General features: G+C 71.8%; 16 protein-coding genes. 9 read left to right on the top strand and 7 right to left on the bottom strand.

Features of this window, described 5'->3' with window-relative positions; all coding sequences use genetic code 11:
- Positions 1-7 precede the first annotated feature (7 nt).
- Positions 8-745: a MerR family transcriptional regulator gene (locus tag M4V62_RS38660; protein ID WP_249591855.1), complete on the bottom strand. Its 738-nt coding sequence runs from the start codon at positions 743-745 to the stop codon at positions 8-10.
- 123 nt (positions 746-868) lie between these two features.
- Between M4V62_RS38660 and uvrA the strand changes: the two genes are divergently transcribed.
- Positions 869-3,448 (top strand): excinuclease ABC subunit UvrA, encoded by a 2,580-nt coding sequence (gene uvrA / locus M4V62_RS38655; protein WP_249591854.1) that lies wholly within the window; start codon positions 869-871, stop codon positions 3,446-3,448.
- Here the strand turns inward: uvrA and M4V62_RS38650 are convergent.
- Positions 3,416-4,801 (bottom strand): AMP-binding protein, encoded by a 1,386-nt coding sequence (locus tag M4V62_RS38650; RefSeq protein ID WP_249591853.1) that lies wholly within the window; start codon positions 4,799-4,801, stop codon positions 3,416-3,418. The genes uvrA and M4V62_RS38650 overlap by 33 nt on opposite strands.
- Before the next feature lie 181 nt (positions 4,802-4,982).
- Here M4V62_RS38650 and M4V62_RS38645 point away from each other — a divergent pair, with 181 nt between their 5' ends.
- The 5 genes from M4V62_RS38645 to M4V62_RS38625 all read left to right on the top strand — a co-directional run bounded on the left by M4V62_RS38645 (position 4,983) and on the right by M4V62_RS38625 (position 9,241).
- Entirely contained in the window at positions 4,983-6,296 is a 1,314-nt protein-coding gene (locus tag M4V62_RS38645) for a lipase family protein (RefSeq protein WP_249591852.1), read from the top strand.
- Positions 6,297-6,434: 138 nt separating this feature from the next.
- Positions 6,435-7,715 (top strand): PucR-like N-terminal domain-containing protein, encoded by a 1,281-nt coding sequence (locus tag M4V62_RS38640; protein ID WP_249591851.1) that lies wholly within the window; start codon positions 6,435-6,437, stop codon positions 7,713-7,715.
- Positions 7,716-7,837: 122 nt separating this feature from the next.
- Positions 7,838-8,473: a hypothetical protein gene (locus M4V62_RS38635; protein ID WP_249591850.1), complete on the top strand. Its 636-nt coding sequence runs from the start codon at positions 7,838-7,840 to the stop codon at positions 8,471-8,473.
- Between the two features lie 5 nt (positions 8,474-8,478).
- Positions 8,479-8,925 (top strand): hypothetical protein, encoded by a 447-nt coding sequence (locus M4V62_RS38630; protein ID WP_249591849.1) that lies wholly within the window; start codon positions 8,479-8,481, stop codon positions 8,923-8,925.
- Between the two features lie 124 nt (positions 8,926-9,049).
- The gene (locus M4V62_RS38625; protein WP_249591848.1) at positions 9,050-9,241 is read left to right on the top strand and encodes a DUF5999 family protein; all 192 of its coding nucleotides are present in this window, start codon (positions 9,050-9,052) and stop codon (positions 9,239-9,241) included.
- Positions 9,242-9,255: 14 nt separating this feature from the next.
- On the opposite strand, the gene M4V62_RS38620 is transcribed toward M4V62_RS38625, so the two are convergent.
- Positions 9,256-9,870, bottom strand: coding sequence for a DUF2867 domain-containing protein (locus M4V62_RS38620; RefSeq protein WP_249591847.1), 615 nt, complete (start codon positions 9,868-9,870; stop codon positions 9,256-9,258).
- Entirely contained in the window at positions 9,867-10,508 is a 642-nt protein-coding gene (locus tag M4V62_RS38615) for a TetR/AcrR family transcriptional regulator (RefSeq protein WP_249591846.1), read from the bottom strand. The genes M4V62_RS38620 and M4V62_RS38615 overlap by 4 nt, the downstream gene beginning before the upstream one ends.
- A 90-nt stretch (positions 10,509-10,598) precedes the next feature.
- On the opposite strand from M4V62_RS38615, the gene M4V62_RS38610 reads away from it, so the two are divergent.
- Positions 10,599-10,877 carry an antibiotic biosynthesis monooxygenase family protein gene (locus M4V62_RS38610; protein ID WP_249591845.1) on the top strand — a complete coding sequence of 93 codons (279 nt, stop codon included), beginning with the start codon at positions 10,599-10,601 and terminating at the stop codon, positions 10,875-10,877.
- A gap of 15 nt (positions 10,878-10,892) precedes the next feature.
- On the opposite strand, the gene M4V62_RS38605 is transcribed toward M4V62_RS38610, so the two are convergent.
- Positions 10,893-11,504 carry a TetR/AcrR family transcriptional regulator gene (locus M4V62_RS38605; RefSeq protein ID WP_249591844.1) on the bottom strand — a complete coding sequence of 204 codons (612 nt, stop codon included), beginning with the start codon at positions 11,502-11,504 and terminating at the stop codon, positions 10,893-10,895.
- 109 nt (positions 11,505-11,613) lie between these two features.
- Here M4V62_RS38605 and M4V62_RS38600 point away from each other — a divergent pair, with 109 nt between their 5' ends.
- A complete protein-coding gene (locus M4V62_RS38600) occupies positions 11,614-13,131 on the top strand; it encodes a cytochrome P450 (RefSeq protein ID WP_425575153.1) in 1,518 nt (505 codons plus the stop codon).
- Between the two features lie 90 nt (positions 13,132-13,221).
- Positions 13,222-13,509: a hypothetical protein gene (locus M4V62_RS38595; RefSeq protein ID WP_249591842.1), complete on the top strand. Its 288-nt coding sequence runs from the start codon at positions 13,222-13,224 to the stop codon at positions 13,507-13,509.
- Here the strand turns inward: M4V62_RS38595 and M4V62_RS38590 are convergent.
- The gene (locus tag M4V62_RS38590; RefSeq protein WP_249591841.1) at positions 13,484-13,774 is read right to left on the bottom strand and encodes a hypothetical protein; all 291 of its coding nucleotides are present in this window, start codon (positions 13,772-13,774) and stop codon (positions 13,484-13,486) included. The genes M4V62_RS38595 and M4V62_RS38590 overlap by 26 nt on opposite strands.
- A gap of 65 nt (positions 13,775-13,839) precedes the next feature.
- Positions 13,840-14,460 (bottom strand): TetR/AcrR family transcriptional regulator, encoded by a 621-nt coding sequence (locus M4V62_RS38585; RefSeq protein ID WP_425575180.1) that lies wholly within the window; start codon positions 14,458-14,460, stop codon positions 13,840-13,842.
- Positions 14,461-14,588: the final 128 nt, after the last annotated feature.

Raw genomic sequence — 14,588 nt, 5'->3', positions numbered from 1 at the left:
GTACTCCTCACTCCTCCTGCTGGTCCGGTGTGTCCGTGACGTACTGATGGAGTCGGCCGGACGCCGCCAGCATGGCGGTCGCGCGCGCGGCGACGCCCGCGAGGCGCTGCGCGATGGCCGCCCGCAGCGCGTCGGGGCTGCCCGTCTCGCGCAGGCCGTCGAGGACGGCCTGGATCTGGGGCAGGGGGTAGTGGCCCTGCCGGAGGATGCTGACGATGCGGGCGTCGCGTACGTCGGCCGGGCTGAACCAGCGGTAGTGGGTGACCGGTTCGCGCTGGGGCGCCAGGAGGCCCGCCGACTCCCACACCCGCAGCGCCGAGGTGCGCACACCGAGGCGGGCGGCCACCTCGCCGATGCGCAGGCGCGGTGGCGAGGAGGTCTGCGGCGCGTTGTCAGGGGGCTCCTTCGCAACGGCTTCGAGCGCCTCGCCCGCGGCCCGCAGGGAGAGCCGCTGTTCGTGCAGTGCGGCGTGCCCGGCGTCGACGAGGGCGAGCGCCAGCGGCACGTCGCCCGCGTGGACGGCCCGCATGATCGCCTGGGCGGTGTCGAGGCCGTAGCCCGGGACGAGCGCGCGATAGGTGAGCAGGGCGTCGCGGTGGCGGGTGCCGAACCTGCGGTATCCGGCGGGCGTGCGCCGGGTGGGCGGCAGGATGCCCGCGTCGGCGTAGTTGCGGATCTGCTGGGTGGAGATGCCGGCCGCGCGGGCCAGATCGACGGGACGCAGTGCCGTCTCGGCTCGGCTCATGAAGGACCTCTCCTGACTGCTGATGAACCCCCGAGTTGAAGGTTATCCGCTCCCAGATGCCTCTCTTGCAGCCCATGCTTTCGAAAAAGTCCCAACTAGCACTTCAATGGAACACTTGAAGCCATGGATGCCAGCATCGCCACCACCGATTCGATCCGCATCAAGGGCGCGCGCCTTCACAACCTCAAGAACGTCTCGCTCGCCATCCCCAAGAACCAGCTCGTCGTCCTGACCGGGCTCTCCGGCTCCGGCAAGTCCACGATCGCCTTCGACACCCTGCACCGGGAGGGTCAGCGGCAGTATCTGGAGTCGCTCGGCCTGGTCACCACCTTCGTCAGCAAGCCCGCGGTCGACTCGATCACCGGCCTCTCGCCGTCGATCAGCGTCGACCAGCATCTGACCAACCGCAGCCCCCGGTCGACGGTCGGCACGGTCACCGAGGTCTTCACGTATCTGCGTCTGCTGTGGGCGCGCATCGGCCACCGCCCGTGTCCGGCATGCGGGCAGGATGTCCCGCCCGCGTACCGCGTGAGCGGCGACGACCTCTGGGACGACGAGCCGTCAGGCGCCGGACCCGCCGAGGGCACCGAGGGCGCGTCGCCGGACGACGAACAGCCCGCACTCCCCTGCCCGCACTGCGGGACGCCGGTCCCGGGCATGGTGATGGGGACCTTCTCCTTCAACAAACCCGCCGGTGCCTGCGTGACCTGCACCGGCATCGGCACCGTCTTCCAAGCCGATGTGAAGCGCCTGGTCGACGACGGTCTGAGCGTCTCCGGCGGCGCCGTGCTCGGCTGGCTCCCCGTCCTGACCGCGCGCAACATCCCGATCCTGCGCGCCGCCGGCGAGCACTACGGCTTCGCCTTCGACGCGGAGATGCCCGTACATGAACTGGGCGCACCACAAAGGGACTTGCTCCTACACGGTGTGGAGAGCGAGCAGTTTCGCCGCCACTTCCCCGATGCCGCACCGCCGTCGACGGTAGCCCGCGGCCGTTTCGAGGGCGTGGTCACGAACATGCTGCGGCGCTACGCCGAGCGCATCGACGACGACGCCTACCGCGAGAAGGCGGAGAAGTTCCTCGTCAACGACGTCTGCCCGGACTGCGAGGGCACCCGCCTTCGTCCGGAGTCCCGACGGGTCACCGTCGCCGGACTGACCATCGTCGACGCCTCACGCCTGCCCCTCGACGAACTCGCCGGGTGGATCGACGGACTGCGGGCGCACGTCACGGACGGCGAGGCATGGCAGGTGACCGAGCCGATCGTGGACGATCTGCGCGAGCGCGTGCGCCGCCTGGTCGACGTCGGCGTCGGCTATCTGACCCTGGAGCGTGCCACGCCCAGTCTGTCGGCGGGCGAGACCCAGCGCCTTCGCCTGTCGGCGCTGCTCGGTTCCGGACTCACCGGAGTGCTGTACGTCCTGGACGAACCGACCATCGGCCTGCACCCCGCGGACACCGCCCGCCTGATCGACGTCCTGCGCCGCCTGCGCGACCTGGGCAACACGGTCCTGGTCATCGAACACGACCTCGATGTGCTGCGCGCGGCCGACCACGTCGTCGACGTCGGCCCCGGAGCGGGCCGCGAGGGCGGGCACATCGTGGCCGCGGGTTCGCCGGACGAGGTGGCGGCGACCACCGGTTCGGTCACCGGCGACTATCTGTCCGGGCGCCTCGCGATGCCGCTTCCCGCGCTCCGGGCGCCCGCGTCCGGAGCCGAGCTGGTCATCCGAGGGGCACGGGCGCACAACCTCAAGAACGTCACGGCGCGACTGCCGCTCGGCCGGCTCGTCGCGGTGAGCGGCCCCTCGGGCTCGGGCAAGTCGTCCCTGGTGCTCGACATCCTGGGGCGTGCCGCACGGCAGCGTTTCCACGGTGCGGGCGACGCGCCGGGCGCCCACGACGGCATCGAGGGCTGGCAGCACATCGACAAGGTCGTGACCATCGACCAGCAGGCGATCAGCCGGGTACCGCGGTCGAACGCGGCGACGTACTCCGATGCCTTCACGCCGATCCGCGAGGCGTTCGCCGCGAGCACCGACGCACGCCAACGGGGCCTCACCGCAGGGCACTTCTCCTTCAACGTGGCGGGTGGCCGCTGCGAACGGTGCACGGGCGCGGGTGTGCTGACGGCGCAGATGCACTTCCTGCCCGATGTGGAGGTGCGCTGCCCCGCCTGCCGCGGCCGTCGCTTCAGGCCCGATGTACTGGCCGCGCGGTACGGCGGTCACGACATCGCGCAGGTCCTCGCCATGACCGTCGACGAGGCGCTGGCGGTGTTCGCCGCCGTGCCGGGGGCGGCGACGCGGCTCCAGCGGATGTCCGACGTCGGCCTCGGCTACCTCCAGCTGGGCCAGCCGGCCACCACGCTCTCCGGCGGCGAGGCGCAACGCGTCAAGCTCGCGAAGGAGTTGGGACGCCGCGCCACCGGGCGCACCCTGTACCTCCTGGACGAACCCACGACCGGCCTGCACGCCGCCGACACGGCGCGCCTGCTCGGCGTCCTCCAGCGCCTGGTCGACGCGGGCAACACCGTCATCACCATCGAGCACAACCTCGACGTCGTCCGCGCCGCGGACTGGGTCGTCGACCTGGGTCCCGAAGGCGGCGCGGCGGGCGGCGAGATCGTGGCCGAGGGCACACCGAAGGAGATCGCGCGGGCGAGCGCGTCACGGACGGGGGCGTTCCTGGACGGGGTGTGACGCGAAGCCCCGGGTGGCGCCGCTGTTGCCGATGTCGCCAGTGCTGCCCATGAAGCCAGTGCTGCCGATGTCGCCGATATCGCCGATGACGGTCGCGAAGCCGTCCGGACCCAGTACCGCGAGGGTGCCCGTACGCAGCCACCCGCCCGGCAGCAGCCGCCGCCACGTCGCCGCGGGGTCGCCCCAGTAGCCCGCGCACACCTGCGGCCCCCGCACCAGGAGTTCACCGGCGTGCCCCGGCGGCAGCGCGACCTCCGGAGCACCCTCCTGACCGATGCGGACCTCGGTGCCGGGCAGGGGCAGGCCGGACGTGCCGGGGCGGGCATTGGCGCCGCGCGGGTTGGCGAGGACGGCGCCGGAGGCCTCCGGGATGCCGTAGCCCTCGACGAGCACCGCGTCGACGGAGTCGCGGATCCGGTCGGCGGTCCCGGCGTCCAGCGTCTCGGTCAGCCAGGTCCGCACGGTGGCGAGGGCCTCAAGCTCGTGAGCGGGGCGCTGGAGAAGGCGCCGGCAGTCGGCGGGGTCGGCCGCCAGGAGGGTCGCCCTCCTGCGGCGTGCCGTGCGCAGGAGGGCCTGTGGCTCGGGGGTCGGCAGGAGGACGGTACGCGCACCGGTGAGCAGCGGGGCGGTCAGGCCGAAGAGCATCCCGTGCGGGCGCCACAGGGGTGTGACGGCGAGAGCGGTCTCCTGACCTTCACGCAACTGCGGGTGCCACAGGGCCAGTTGATGGGCCGCCGCGACCAGGTTCGCGTGTGTGAGTATCGCCGCGGGGCCGTCGGCGGTGGCGTACGCGAGGACGGCCAGATCGCCCGGCTCGGGCCCGCCACCGCCCGGCCGGGACCGGTCCCGCTTGATCCGGACCGGCTTCCGTATACGGCCTCGCCCCGGCCACTCCCCACCGACCGGGACGGCGACGACGCCCCGTACACACGTGTCGCCACGCACCGCGTCGAGCCGCTCCCCCGCGGAGTCGGCGGCCATCACCAACACCGCGCCCGAATGGGCCAGTTGATGCCTCAGCGCCCGCGGGGACGCCTCGGGGTCGACGGCCACCACGACGGCTCCGAGCCGCAGCACCGCATGCCACGCCACCGCGAACCACGGGCAGTTGGGCAGGACAAGCGCCACCCGGTCGCCGTGCCGGACGCCCAGCGTCCGCAGCCTTTCGGCGCATACGCCCACTGCTCGGTGCAGCCCCGGGAGGCCGGACCGGCCGCCGTGGCGCCGGGCCGCCGCGTCGAGCAGGCCGGGGAGCGTGACGTCGGGGACCTGAAGACGGTGCGGTACCCCGGCGGCGTAGAAGCGGAGCCACGGTCGTGGTTCCCGGGCGGCCGTCACGTGTGGCTCGGTCATGAGCTGATCGTGGCGCAGGAGGGCGGGTCGTCACTTGTGCCCCACGCACAGTTCCGGCGCGGCGGGCTGTGGTTCCACTGACTATCAACGCCTGGTTACTGCTCCGTAACTTCACGGCGTGCACAGCGATTCCCCTCGAAGGTCCCCCCTCGAAGGCCCCCCTCGAACCGAAGGAGCACCCGTGCGCACGCCAAGAGCGAAACGGAAGACGAGGCTGCTCGCGCTGACCGCGGCCGTCGCCCTGGCGGGCCTGGGCCTCGGCGTGCCGACCCTGACCGCGGGCGCCGCCGCGACCCCGGACGCCTCGGCGGCGTGCGACGCCCCGGACGAGCGGATCTACCAGGTGCCCGGCGGCGTGCCGAGCGACCCCGGCAGCGTCATCGCCTGCCGGGCCACCGAACTCCCCCACGTGCCGGGCGACATCCCGATGCACGCCTGGAAGGTGCAGTACAGCTCGAAGGACAACGCGGGCAGGGCGGTCGCGGTCTCCGGCACCGTCGCCGTGCCGGACGCGGAGTGGAAGGGACGCGGCAGCCGTCCCGTCGTGGCCTTCAACCCCGGGACGCTGGGGCTCGGTTCGCAGTGCGCGTTCTCCAAGCAGCTCGCGGGCGCGTTCCAGGACGAGTACGAGGGCGAGAACGTCGCGGCGCTCCTGAAGGCCGGATACGCCGTCGCCGCGACGGACGGAGCGGGCTACCTCGACGGCCAGACCCATCCGTACGTCTCCGGCGCCGACGCCGGTCACGCGCTGCTCGACATCGCGCGCAGCGCGCCCGAGATCCCCGGCAGCGGCCTCGACCCGAAGACGAAGGTCGGCCTGTGGGGCTACTCCGAAGGCGGTGCGGCCAGCCTGTGGGCGGCGCAGCTCGCGGCTTCGTACGCTCCTGAGCTCGACGTCGTCGGCGACGCGTCCGGCGGTGTGCCGGGCGATCTGAAGGTGGTCGCCAAGGCGCTCAACGGCGGCCCGTTCGCGGGTTTCATGGTCGACGCCGTGCTCGGCCTGTCCTCCGCGCATCCCCGGATGCCGTTCGACGAGCTGATGAACGACCAGGGCGAGGAGACCCTTGAGAAGGCCAGGTCGCACTGTCTGGCCGGGACGATCTCGGCCCTCGCGGGCCAGAGGATCGAGGACAACACCAAGGACCGGCTGAGCTTCGAACAGCTCTACGCGCTCAAGGGCACGGACGGCAGGACGTGGGGCGAGGTCGTCGACGCGCAGAAGCTCGGCGTCGGCATCGGCCGCGCGGGCTCCGGCGCCACGTACGAGATCGACTTCCCCGTCCTTCAGTACCGCGGCGCTCTGGAGGAAGTCATCCCGGTCGAGACCGAGGACGCGACGCGCAAGGCGTACTGCGAGGCGAACATCACCACCCAGTGGAAGGTCTATCCGGGCGAGCACCTGACGACTGATCAACTCGCGAAGGACGACGCGGTCAAGTGGCTCGGCGACCGCTTCGAGGGCAAGCCGGAGTTGGGCAACTGCCTGCTTCCGTGACCGAGTTCGCACGCGCTGCCTCTTGTCACCCGGGTGACGAGAGGCAGCATCATGTCTGTCCGTCCTTGACGGGCCGCCACGTACCCCCGGCGGTATCTTCACCAAACCTTTGTCCCCCGCGCGCAGAGGGAGCACCCCATGGTGAACGGTTCGGCACTGCCCGCCGGTATACCCCCGGCAGGCGCACCCGCGTCCGCGGGCACCCCGGCCGAGGAGTCGTCCGCCGCGTTCAGAGCCTTTCCCTCGGGCCTCCACGATCACGTGAGACCGTTCCTCGACGACATCACATCGGAGGTGGTGCGGGCCATCCGCACGGAGATACCGGAGTACGCACGCCCGACCGACGACACGTACATGCACGTCGTGAACCGGGGTGTGGAGCAGGCCCTCGAGGGGTTCCTGGCCCGGATGGCGCACCCGGACACCGACTGGGAGTCGGTGAAGGCCACGTACCAGAACATCGGCAGGGGCGAGGCGGACGAGGGCCGCAGCCTGGACTCCTTCCAGTCGGCGCTGCGCCTGGGCGCGCGCGTCACCTGGCGCCGGGTCAACGCCCTGGTCGACGCCGACCTGCTGCCCCGGCACGTCCTCGCGGCCTTCGGCGAGGCACTGTTCCTGCACCTGGACGAGATGGCGGCGGCGACGACCGCGGGCTACACCGAGGCCAGGCTGCACGCGGCGGGCGAGCTGCAGCAGCGCCGGGCCCGCCTCATCGATCTGCTGACCGCCGATCCTCCCGCGTCGGCGGAGGCCATCGCCGATCTCGCGCAGACCGCACAGTGGCCCATCCCGCGCGAGGTGGCCGTCGTCGTCATCGACCACGCCCTCACCCCGGAGACCATCCGGCCCATCGTGCCGCCGGAGTTCCTCGCGCGCTTCTCGGAACAGCCCGGCTGCATCGTGGTGCCCGACCCGGAGGGCCCGGGGCGGGCCCGCTCGATCGCCGCCGCGCTCCAGGGCCTGCGCGCGGTGATCGGACCCACGGTCGCGCTGCACGAGGGCGCGCGCTCGCTGCGCTGGGCGCTCGACGCCCTTGAGCTGTCCCGGCGCGGCATCCTGCCCCGCGCGGGCCTGCTGCACTGCGCCGACCATCTGGCGACGCTGGTGCTCTTCCACGACGAGGCGCTGATCGACGCGCTCGCGCAGCGGCATCTGCTGCCACTCAAGGAGGTGCGTTCGCCGCAGCGGGAGCGCCTCGCCGAGACCCTGCTGTGCTGGCTGCGGTGCGGGCACAACGCGAGCGAGGTGGCCACGCGCCTCGCAGTGCACCCGCAGACGGTCCGCTACCGCCTGCGACAGCTGGACGAGGTGTTCGGCGACCGGCTGCACGATCCGGTGGCGCAGTTCGAGATGCAGTTGGCGCTGCACGCGCTGAGCCTGCGGCCGCCGGCCACCGGTGAGGCGGTCGCCGTGCGGTGAGGCGGCGGCTGCCTGCGCATCGGGCACGTCACCCGTACGCGCCGCGAGCGCGGCCGTCCGCGGCCGTTATCGAGCCGTAATGTCCCCTTCGCCCCAACTCCCAAGCGAAGGAGAGTCCTTACGTGCGTGCCCGTCCCATGGCCGCTTCCGCCGTACCCGCCACACCCGCCCTCCCGACCACGAAGCGGACCCCCCGGACCTCCCAGCGGATCCTCCCCCGCCTCGTGGTCCTCTTCCTGCTCCCCCTGCTCACCACCCTCAGCGGCACCCTGCTCGCCCCGGCCCACGCCCACGCGGACGCACTGGTGCGCCACGCACCGTCCGCCACCACACTGCTGGCTCCGCCGCCCGCACCCGACGAGCCGTGCACCAGCAAGGACGCCGCCGTCTGCCTGATCCGGCAGATGAGCCCGGAGGAGCGCGAGCAGGCGCGCGAGGTGCGGCTGCGCTACCACCGGCTGCTGGACACCATGGAGCGCGTGGCGGACCGTATGCACGAGGAGGGCCGCTCCGACGAGGAGATCGCCCGCGTCCTCGTCGACATGCGCAACGAGGCCAAGGACATCACCCGCGCCGGGATGTCCCCCGAAGCGGTACAGGCCTTGGAGGCGCGGAACATGAAGAAGTACGGCAACCCGCTGGGCCCGACCGCGGACCAGCAGTTCGCCAAGTACGGCAGCTGGGCGAAGGTCATCGAGGCGGCGACCCGCACCAGCGCCGCCGTCGACCAGGAACTCGGCATCCCGCCGCGCGTCTGACCTCCATGCTGCTTCAGGATTACGACCGCCACGGCCGGACGTGGGACCTCGATGCCCGAACGGGTCTTCTCTCCCCCGCGTCCGGCCGCTGCCACGGCTTCGTCCACGCGGGCGGGGAGGCGGCAGCGGCGCTGTACGCCGACCCGTCCGACGGCGAACCGGCCATCTGGCTCCAGTACGGACGACGCCGCTGGGACTGCGCCACGGTGACGGTCCATCAGTCGCCGGGACCGAACGGAACCCGGCGCTTCACGGTCGAGGGTGCGCGGGGGACGGACCTCGAACTCCTCTACCCCGCACCGGATCCCGGCCCCTTCGACCCGACGTACGACTGGATCGACGCGGAGGGAGACGACTTCTTCCTCTGGGCGGCGGGCCGCATGACGGACGCCGACGCCACGTCACGTACCACACTCCTGGCGCACTTCCGGGCCGGTTTCCTCCCCGCCTGATGTCACAAGTAGCCTCTCCGAGCGATGAGTTGAGGGCTTCTGCGGAGTCTTCACCCACACAAGCAGAAACCGAGAAAAGACCGGGCCGCGCACAAGGTTCGCGACCCCCACCCGGAGGTACACCATGTGCGCCCACCAGCCCTCGTGCCCGCCCGCCGACAGCCCCGACCACCTCGCGGCCCGCATCACCTCAGCCCACCCGGAACAGGGCTGGAGCCTGCTGTGCAACGGCACCATCGTCTTCGACGACACCGGCGAACTGCTGCCGGACGGACGGGTGGTGGCGGTGGCCAGGCCGCTGGCGATGGCGGCCTGAGCGCGGCGCTCGCCTCACGGCCGAGGCGTACGCGCCGGTGACCGTCCCCCGGCGCCCGGCTTGCGCCACCCGCGCTCGATGGCCCGCATCAGCGCGGGGTACACGATCAGGTACCGGAACGGCTTGATCGCGGCCATGTAGGCGGCGCCGAACCAGCCGTTCGGCTTCACCAGGACCGCCATCTGCCCGCGGTACCCGCCTGAGCCGTCCGGGACCCAGCTCAGGTGCATGACCGTGTGCACGGTCCTGTTGGCCAGCTCCGCCGCCCATTCGTCCTTGAGCAGGTACAGCGAAGTGAAGGGGAAGTCGGCGGACTCCGGCCCCTTCGGGGCGGCCCGCAGGTCGTCCGGCATCCGCTCCTTGAGCGAGGGCACGCGCGCGCCGATGCCGGACTTCGGGCGGTCGAGGCGGAGCACGGCACCGATCTTCCACCGGGCGGCCCAGAGGAAGCGGACGATCAGCGGCGCGCCCTCGGGAAAGTCTCCGCCGACGGTCTGCGACACCAGCCTGGGGAGTTCGTCGGGACCACCCGGCGCGGGCAGCGCCCAGACGTCCTCCACCGTGAAGTCGTGGGCGAGTTCGTGGATCCGCCAGGGACGTGACGTGTGCGCGCTCTTCGGCAGCTTCATTCCTGGGCCTCCGTGACGGTGTAGGCCTTGGGCGGCAGGCCCAGCAGGCCCCTGACCGCCCTCTCGACCAGTTCGACGTCGTGCGGGACGTGCCCGGCGAGGCTGCTCACCAGGCCTTCGAGGGTGCCGATGTAGGCGAGCGCGACCTCACGGGGCGGTGGCCCGGGCGGGATCGCGCCGCTCTCCTGTGCGGCGGCGATCCGGTCGGCGCATCCAGTGGCGAGCCGATCGATGACTCCGGAGAGCGCCCGGCCGACCGCATGGTCCTGGCCGGAGAACTCGACCGACAGCGCTCGCATCACCCGGGCCACGTCACGGCGGCAGTAGACGGCGTGACCCCGCGCCATCACGAGCAGCGCGTCGACGGGGTCGGTCTCCTGGGCGGCGGGCCCGCCGACCTCGGCGTTCCAGGTCTCCTCGACCCACTCCACCACGGCCAGCGCCAACTCTTCCTTGTTGGCGAACAGGTGGTACAGGGCGCCACGGGTGTAGCCCGCCTCGGCTGCCACCCGCTCCAGCGCCACGTTTCCGTACCCGTACGTGGAGAACCCGCGCGCGGCCGACTCCAGCAGGGCGCTCCTGGTCCGGGCGCGCCGGTCCGCCTGCTTCTCGCGAACACCTTCAGGTCGTGCCGTCATCGCCACCCTGTTTCACATACAGACATGTATGTAGGTTACTTTGAGGCTGCGCAGCACCGCAATACGAGCCGATCTCACAAGGAGAGCCTCATGAGGGTGGGCATGGTCGCGAACCACTATCCGCACGCCGCGTACCAGGAGGAGTTCATCGCGCGCGTCCACCGGGTCGCCGAGGAGTTCCGGCGGACCCCGGGCTGCCTTTCGGCCGACTGCTGGGTGTCCGACGACGCGGTGGTCTCGATCGTCCAATGGGAGTCGGAGGACGCCTTCGCGGCGTCGTTCGCCGCCGTGAAGGCTGCCGGGCTCGATCTCGACTACGACGAGCGCGAATCACGCCCCCGCGAGATCCGCCGGCTCATCGCCGCCTGACCCCGAGGGGACACCTCACGGCGCGATCGCGCCGAGCAGCGCCCGCGCGCACAGGTCACGCACCTGTGCGCGGGGCAGCAGCTCCGGCTCCTCGAGCCACTCCAGGCAGACGGTCACCATGAAGGCGAGCCAGCCGCGCACGGCCAGGCGCAGCGTGGGCAGGTCGTGGGTGGTGGCCGCCGTCTCGGGGTCCGCGGCCAGGGCTTGCAGGATCTGGTCCTCGTGGGCCGCCAGGCCTTCGTGGTAGATCCCGCGGACCGTGGCGTCGCCCGTCTCCTCCGCCCGGTGGAAGGCGCGGAAGCCTTCGGCGTGCGATTCGACGTACGCGAGGAACGTGTCGAGGCCCGTGCCGATCTGGTCGCGGACCGGCACTCCGGGCACAGCCGCCGTCAGGCGCAGCATGCGATGACTCTCGCGCTGCACCACGGCGGCGAAGAAATCGCTCTTGGTCGGGAAGTAGTGGTAGAGCAGCCCGCGTGAGACGCCCGCGATCTCGGCCACCCGCTCGACCCACACGTCGTCGTACGGATTCTGCGCGAAGAGCCGCGCCCCTGCCGAGAGCAGCTGCTCCCTGCGCTCCTCGGTGCTGAGTCTGCGGCGCGTGCGCTCCTGCGGGTTCGCGGCCATGTGAGCACCTTACTTGACGTGGATTCAATAGCGGGACCAGACTGGAAGGCCTTATTGAATCCGCGTACAACAGGCTCAACGGGTCTGCGGCCCAAGGGAGATGGCACACATGGCGCAGGTGTCGCAGTCATCGCAGGTGGCAGAGGGTGCTGGGACGGCCGGGGCTGCTGACCCTGCTGGGTCTGCTGGGTCTGCTGGGCTCCCCAAAGGGTTCCGCAGCGCCGAGCTCGCGTGGCCGCGCCTCGACCTCATCCCGCATCCCCCGCGCCGCCTGCCCCTGATCGGTGACGTCCTTGGCGCCAACGTCCGTACGCCCGTGCAGGACTCGATGCGCATCGGCAGCAGCCTGGGGCCCATCTTCCGCCGCAAGGCCTTCGGCAAGGAGATCGTCTTCGTCTGGGGCGCCGAGCTCGCGGCCGAGCTGGCCGACGAGTCGCGGTTCGCCAAGCATGTCGGCCTGGGGGTGGCCAATCTGCGGCCGGTGGCCGGTGACGGCCTGTTCACCGCGTACAACAACGAGCCCAACTGGCAGCTGGCGCACGACATCCTCGCGCCGGGCTTCAGCCGCGACGCGATGGCCGGCTACCACCCGCTGATGCTGGACGTCGCCCGGCAGTTGACCGACCGCTGGGACGCGCGGGAATCGGCGGGCCGGTCCGTGGACGTGCCCGGCGACATGACGAAACTGACCCTGGAGACGATCGCCCGCACGGGCTTCGGGCACGACTTCGGCTCCTTCGAGCGGTCCAGGCCGCACCCCTTCGTGACGGCCATGGTCGGCACGCTCTCCTACGCCCAGCGCCGCAACGTCGTGCCGCCCGCGCTCGCCCCGCTTCTCCTGCGCGGCGCGACCCGGCGCAACGCCGCCGACATGGCCTACCTCAACCGCACCGTCGACGACGTGGTCGCCGCCCGCCGCGCCGCGCCGGGTCCCGGCGAAGGCGATCTGCTCGACCGGATGCTGGAGGTCGCCCACCCCGACACCGGTGAGCGGCTCTCCGCCGAGAACATCCGCCGACAGGTCATCACCTTCCTGGTCGCCGGGCACGAGACGACCTCGGGCGCCCTGTCGTTCGCGCTGCACTATCTCTCGCGCTCCCCCGAGGTCCTGGCCCGCGCGCAGGCGGAGGTCGACGCGGTCTGGGGCGACGCGGCGGAACCCGCGTACGAGCAGGTCGCCAAGCTCCGCTATCTGCGCCGCGTCCTCGACGAGTCGCTGCGGCTGTGGCCGACCGCGCCCGGCTTCTCCCGCCAGGCCCTGCACGACACCACCATCGGCGGCACCCACCCCGTCCGCGCGGGCGGCTGGGCTCTCGTCCTGGCCACGCTGCTGCACCGCGATCCGGCGGCGTGGGGCGAGCGGCCCGAGGAGTTCGATCCCGACCGGTTCGCCCCTTCGGCGGTGCGTGCGCGGCCCGCCCATGTCTTCAAGCCGTTCGGCACGGGCGCGCGGGCCTGCATCGGCCGTCAGTTCGCGCTGCACGAGGCGACGTTGGTCCTCGGTCTGCTCCTGCGCCGCTACGACCTGCACGCCGACCCCGGTTACCGCCTGCGGGTCGCCGAGCGCCTCACCCTCATGCCCGAAGGCCTCACGCTGCGGCTCACCCGCCGCGCCGCGGCCGCGTAGGGACGCGATTGTCAGACCCGTGCGCAAGAGTGGAGGGTCCACCGGTGCGAACCACCGGTCCTTGTGACCCCGCGCAGAGGAGCTCTCGACATGACCGGCACGCCGACCCCCGAACTGGCCGCCGCCCAGGCCTGCTTGCGGCTGCTGCACACCGCACGCGCCGCGCTGTCCGGCCCTTCACCGGCCGCGGCGGCCTCGCTGCTCGCAGGTCCCATGGCGGAGGCGGACGAGGCGCTGCGCCGCGCGGGCCTGACGGGCAACGAGGCCGAGCTCCTGAACAGGATCTACGACCTCGGGCCCGACCGCCCCGATCCCCGGACGCACCCCGGTCCCCGGGAGTGCCCCGCTTCGGCTAGTTCGGCTCCGTCACTTCCTTAGGCTGATCGGCCCTCTTGGGTTCCGTCGATGCGTTCGGCTTCCAGGTGAACTTGTCGCCGCCCACCCAGCGCACCAGATCCGGGTCGTCCACGTCGTGCACGACGACACCCGCCTGAGCGGCCACCTCCAGGACGTCGACGAGTTCCCTGGCCTCGCCGACCACCTCGCCGTCGAGCTCCACGATGCGGAAGGGCGGTCGGCCGGGGTTGACGCCAAGGACCGTGATCCGAGGGTTCGCCATATAGAGGTTCGCGCTTTCGGTCATGTCTGGAGGCTTCCACGCTCCGGCTCCGTCATGACCATCACGACCTGCCCGTTCGGCCGCTCGGGCTACGTACCGGTCGTCTCGGGACGCCCGACGAGCCGCTCGGCCGCCGAGCGCGCCGAGGCCAGGGCACCCTTGCGGTCGGCGCCGCGCTGCCCCAGGACGACACGGGTGCTCAGACCGTCCAGGAGTGCGAGGAGTTCACCGGCGCGGCCCGCGGCGTCGTCCACCGCGAAGGCCTCCTGAGCCGTGCCCTGGGTGAGCAGGGCCTCCAGATCGGCCTGCCAGCCGCGGTCGAGGTCGTCCTGGGCCGCGCGGAGCGGTTCATTGGCACCGGCACGCGCCCACAGCTCGATCCAGAGCATCCAGCGGGGGTCACGCGGCCCCTTGGGCAGGTACATCCGCAGGAACCGGTCGAGCTTGCGGGCGGGGGCCGCGCGCCCCGCGAGCAGCGCGCGGCGCTCCTCGGTGAGCGCGGCCTCGCTCCAGCTCAGCGCCTCCAGAAGCAGGCGGTCCTTGCTGCCGAAGTAGTACAGGATGTGGCCGCCGCTGGTGCCGAGACGCTCGGCGAGCGCGGACATGGTGAGCGCGGCGAGGCCGTTCTCGGCGATCGCCGTCATCGCCTCCTCCAGCATCCGGTCCCGCGCGACCTGCCCGTCCCGCCGTCGTGCCACGCCTGCTCCCATTCCGGTCCCCGCGTCCTGCTCCACCCGCCGACCTTATCCCCGGTGCCCGCGGCCGATTTCCCGCAGGGTCTTGACGGCTCCCCGACCTGTGGCGCATTTTGAATGCCGTTCTAGGTCATAGAACGGCA

Origin of the sequence: Streptomyces durmitorensis, from assembly GCF_023498005.1 — a bacterium.
Taxonomy (GTDB): domain Bacteria; phylum Actinomycetota; class Actinomycetes; order Streptomycetales; family Streptomycetaceae; genus Streptomyces; species Streptomyces durmitorensis.
The sequence above is the reverse complement of the archived record's forward strand: the minus strand, read 5'-3'. Positions and strand labels throughout refer to the sequence as shown.

What these genes read in the sequence shown, in the direction of transcription:
- M4V62_RS38610 (WP_249591845.1), top strand. Translation starts at nt 10,599, where the DNA reads ATGAGGGTGGGCATGGTCGCGAACCACTATCCGCACGCCGCGTACCAG.
- M4V62_RS38660 (WP_249591855.1), bottom strand. Translation starts at nt 745, where the DNA reads ATGAGCCGAGCCGAGACGGCACTGCGTCCCGTCGATCTGGCCCGCGCG.
- M4V62_RS38605 (WP_249591844.1), bottom strand. Translation starts at nt 11,504, where the DNA reads ATGGCCGCGAACCCGCAGGAGCGCACGCGCCGCAGACTCAGCACCGAG.
- M4V62_RS38595 (WP_249591842.1), top strand. Translation starts at nt 13,222, where the DNA reads ATGACCGGCACGCCGACCCCCGAACTGGCCGCCGCCCAGGCCTGCTTG.
- uvrA (WP_249591854.1), top strand. Translation starts at nt 869, where the DNA reads ATGGATGCCAGCATCGCCACCACCGATTCGATCCGCATCAAGGGCGCG.
- M4V62_RS38585 (WP_425575180.1), bottom strand. Translation starts at nt 14,460, where the DNA reads ATGGGAGCAGGCGTGGCACGACGGCGGGACGGGCAGGTCGCGCGGGAC.
- M4V62_RS38630 (WP_249591849.1), top strand. Translation starts at nt 8,479, where the DNA reads ATGCTGCTTCAGGATTACGACCGCCACGGCCGGACGTGGGACCTCGAT.
- M4V62_RS38615 (WP_249591846.1), bottom strand. Translation starts at nt 10,508, where the DNA reads ATGACGGCACGACCTGAAGGTGTTCGCGAGAAGCAGGCGGACCGGCGC.
- M4V62_RS38590 (WP_249591841.1), bottom strand. Translation starts at nt 13,774, where the DNA reads ATGACCGAAAGCGCGAACCTCTATATGGCGAACCCTCGGATCACGGTC.
- M4V62_RS38640 (WP_249591851.1), top strand. Translation starts at nt 6,435, where the DNA reads ATGGTGAACGGTTCGGCACTGCCCGCCGGTATACCCCCGGCAGGCGCA.
- M4V62_RS38600 (WP_425575153.1), top strand. Translation starts at nt 11,614, where the DNA reads ATGGCGCAGGTGTCGCAGTCATCGCAGGTGGCAGAGGGTGCTGGGACG.
- M4V62_RS38650 (WP_249591853.1), bottom strand. Translation starts at nt 4,801, where the DNA reads ATGACCGAGCCACACGTGACGGCCGCCCGGGAACCACGACCGTGGCTC.
- M4V62_RS38625 (WP_249591848.1), top strand. Translation starts at nt 9,050, where the DNA reads ATGTGCGCCCACCAGCCCTCGTGCCCGCCCGCCGACAGCCCCGACCAC.
- M4V62_RS38620 (WP_249591847.1), bottom strand. Translation starts at nt 9,870, where the DNA reads ATGAAGCTGCCGAAGAGCGCGCACACGTCACGTCCCTGGCGGATCCAC.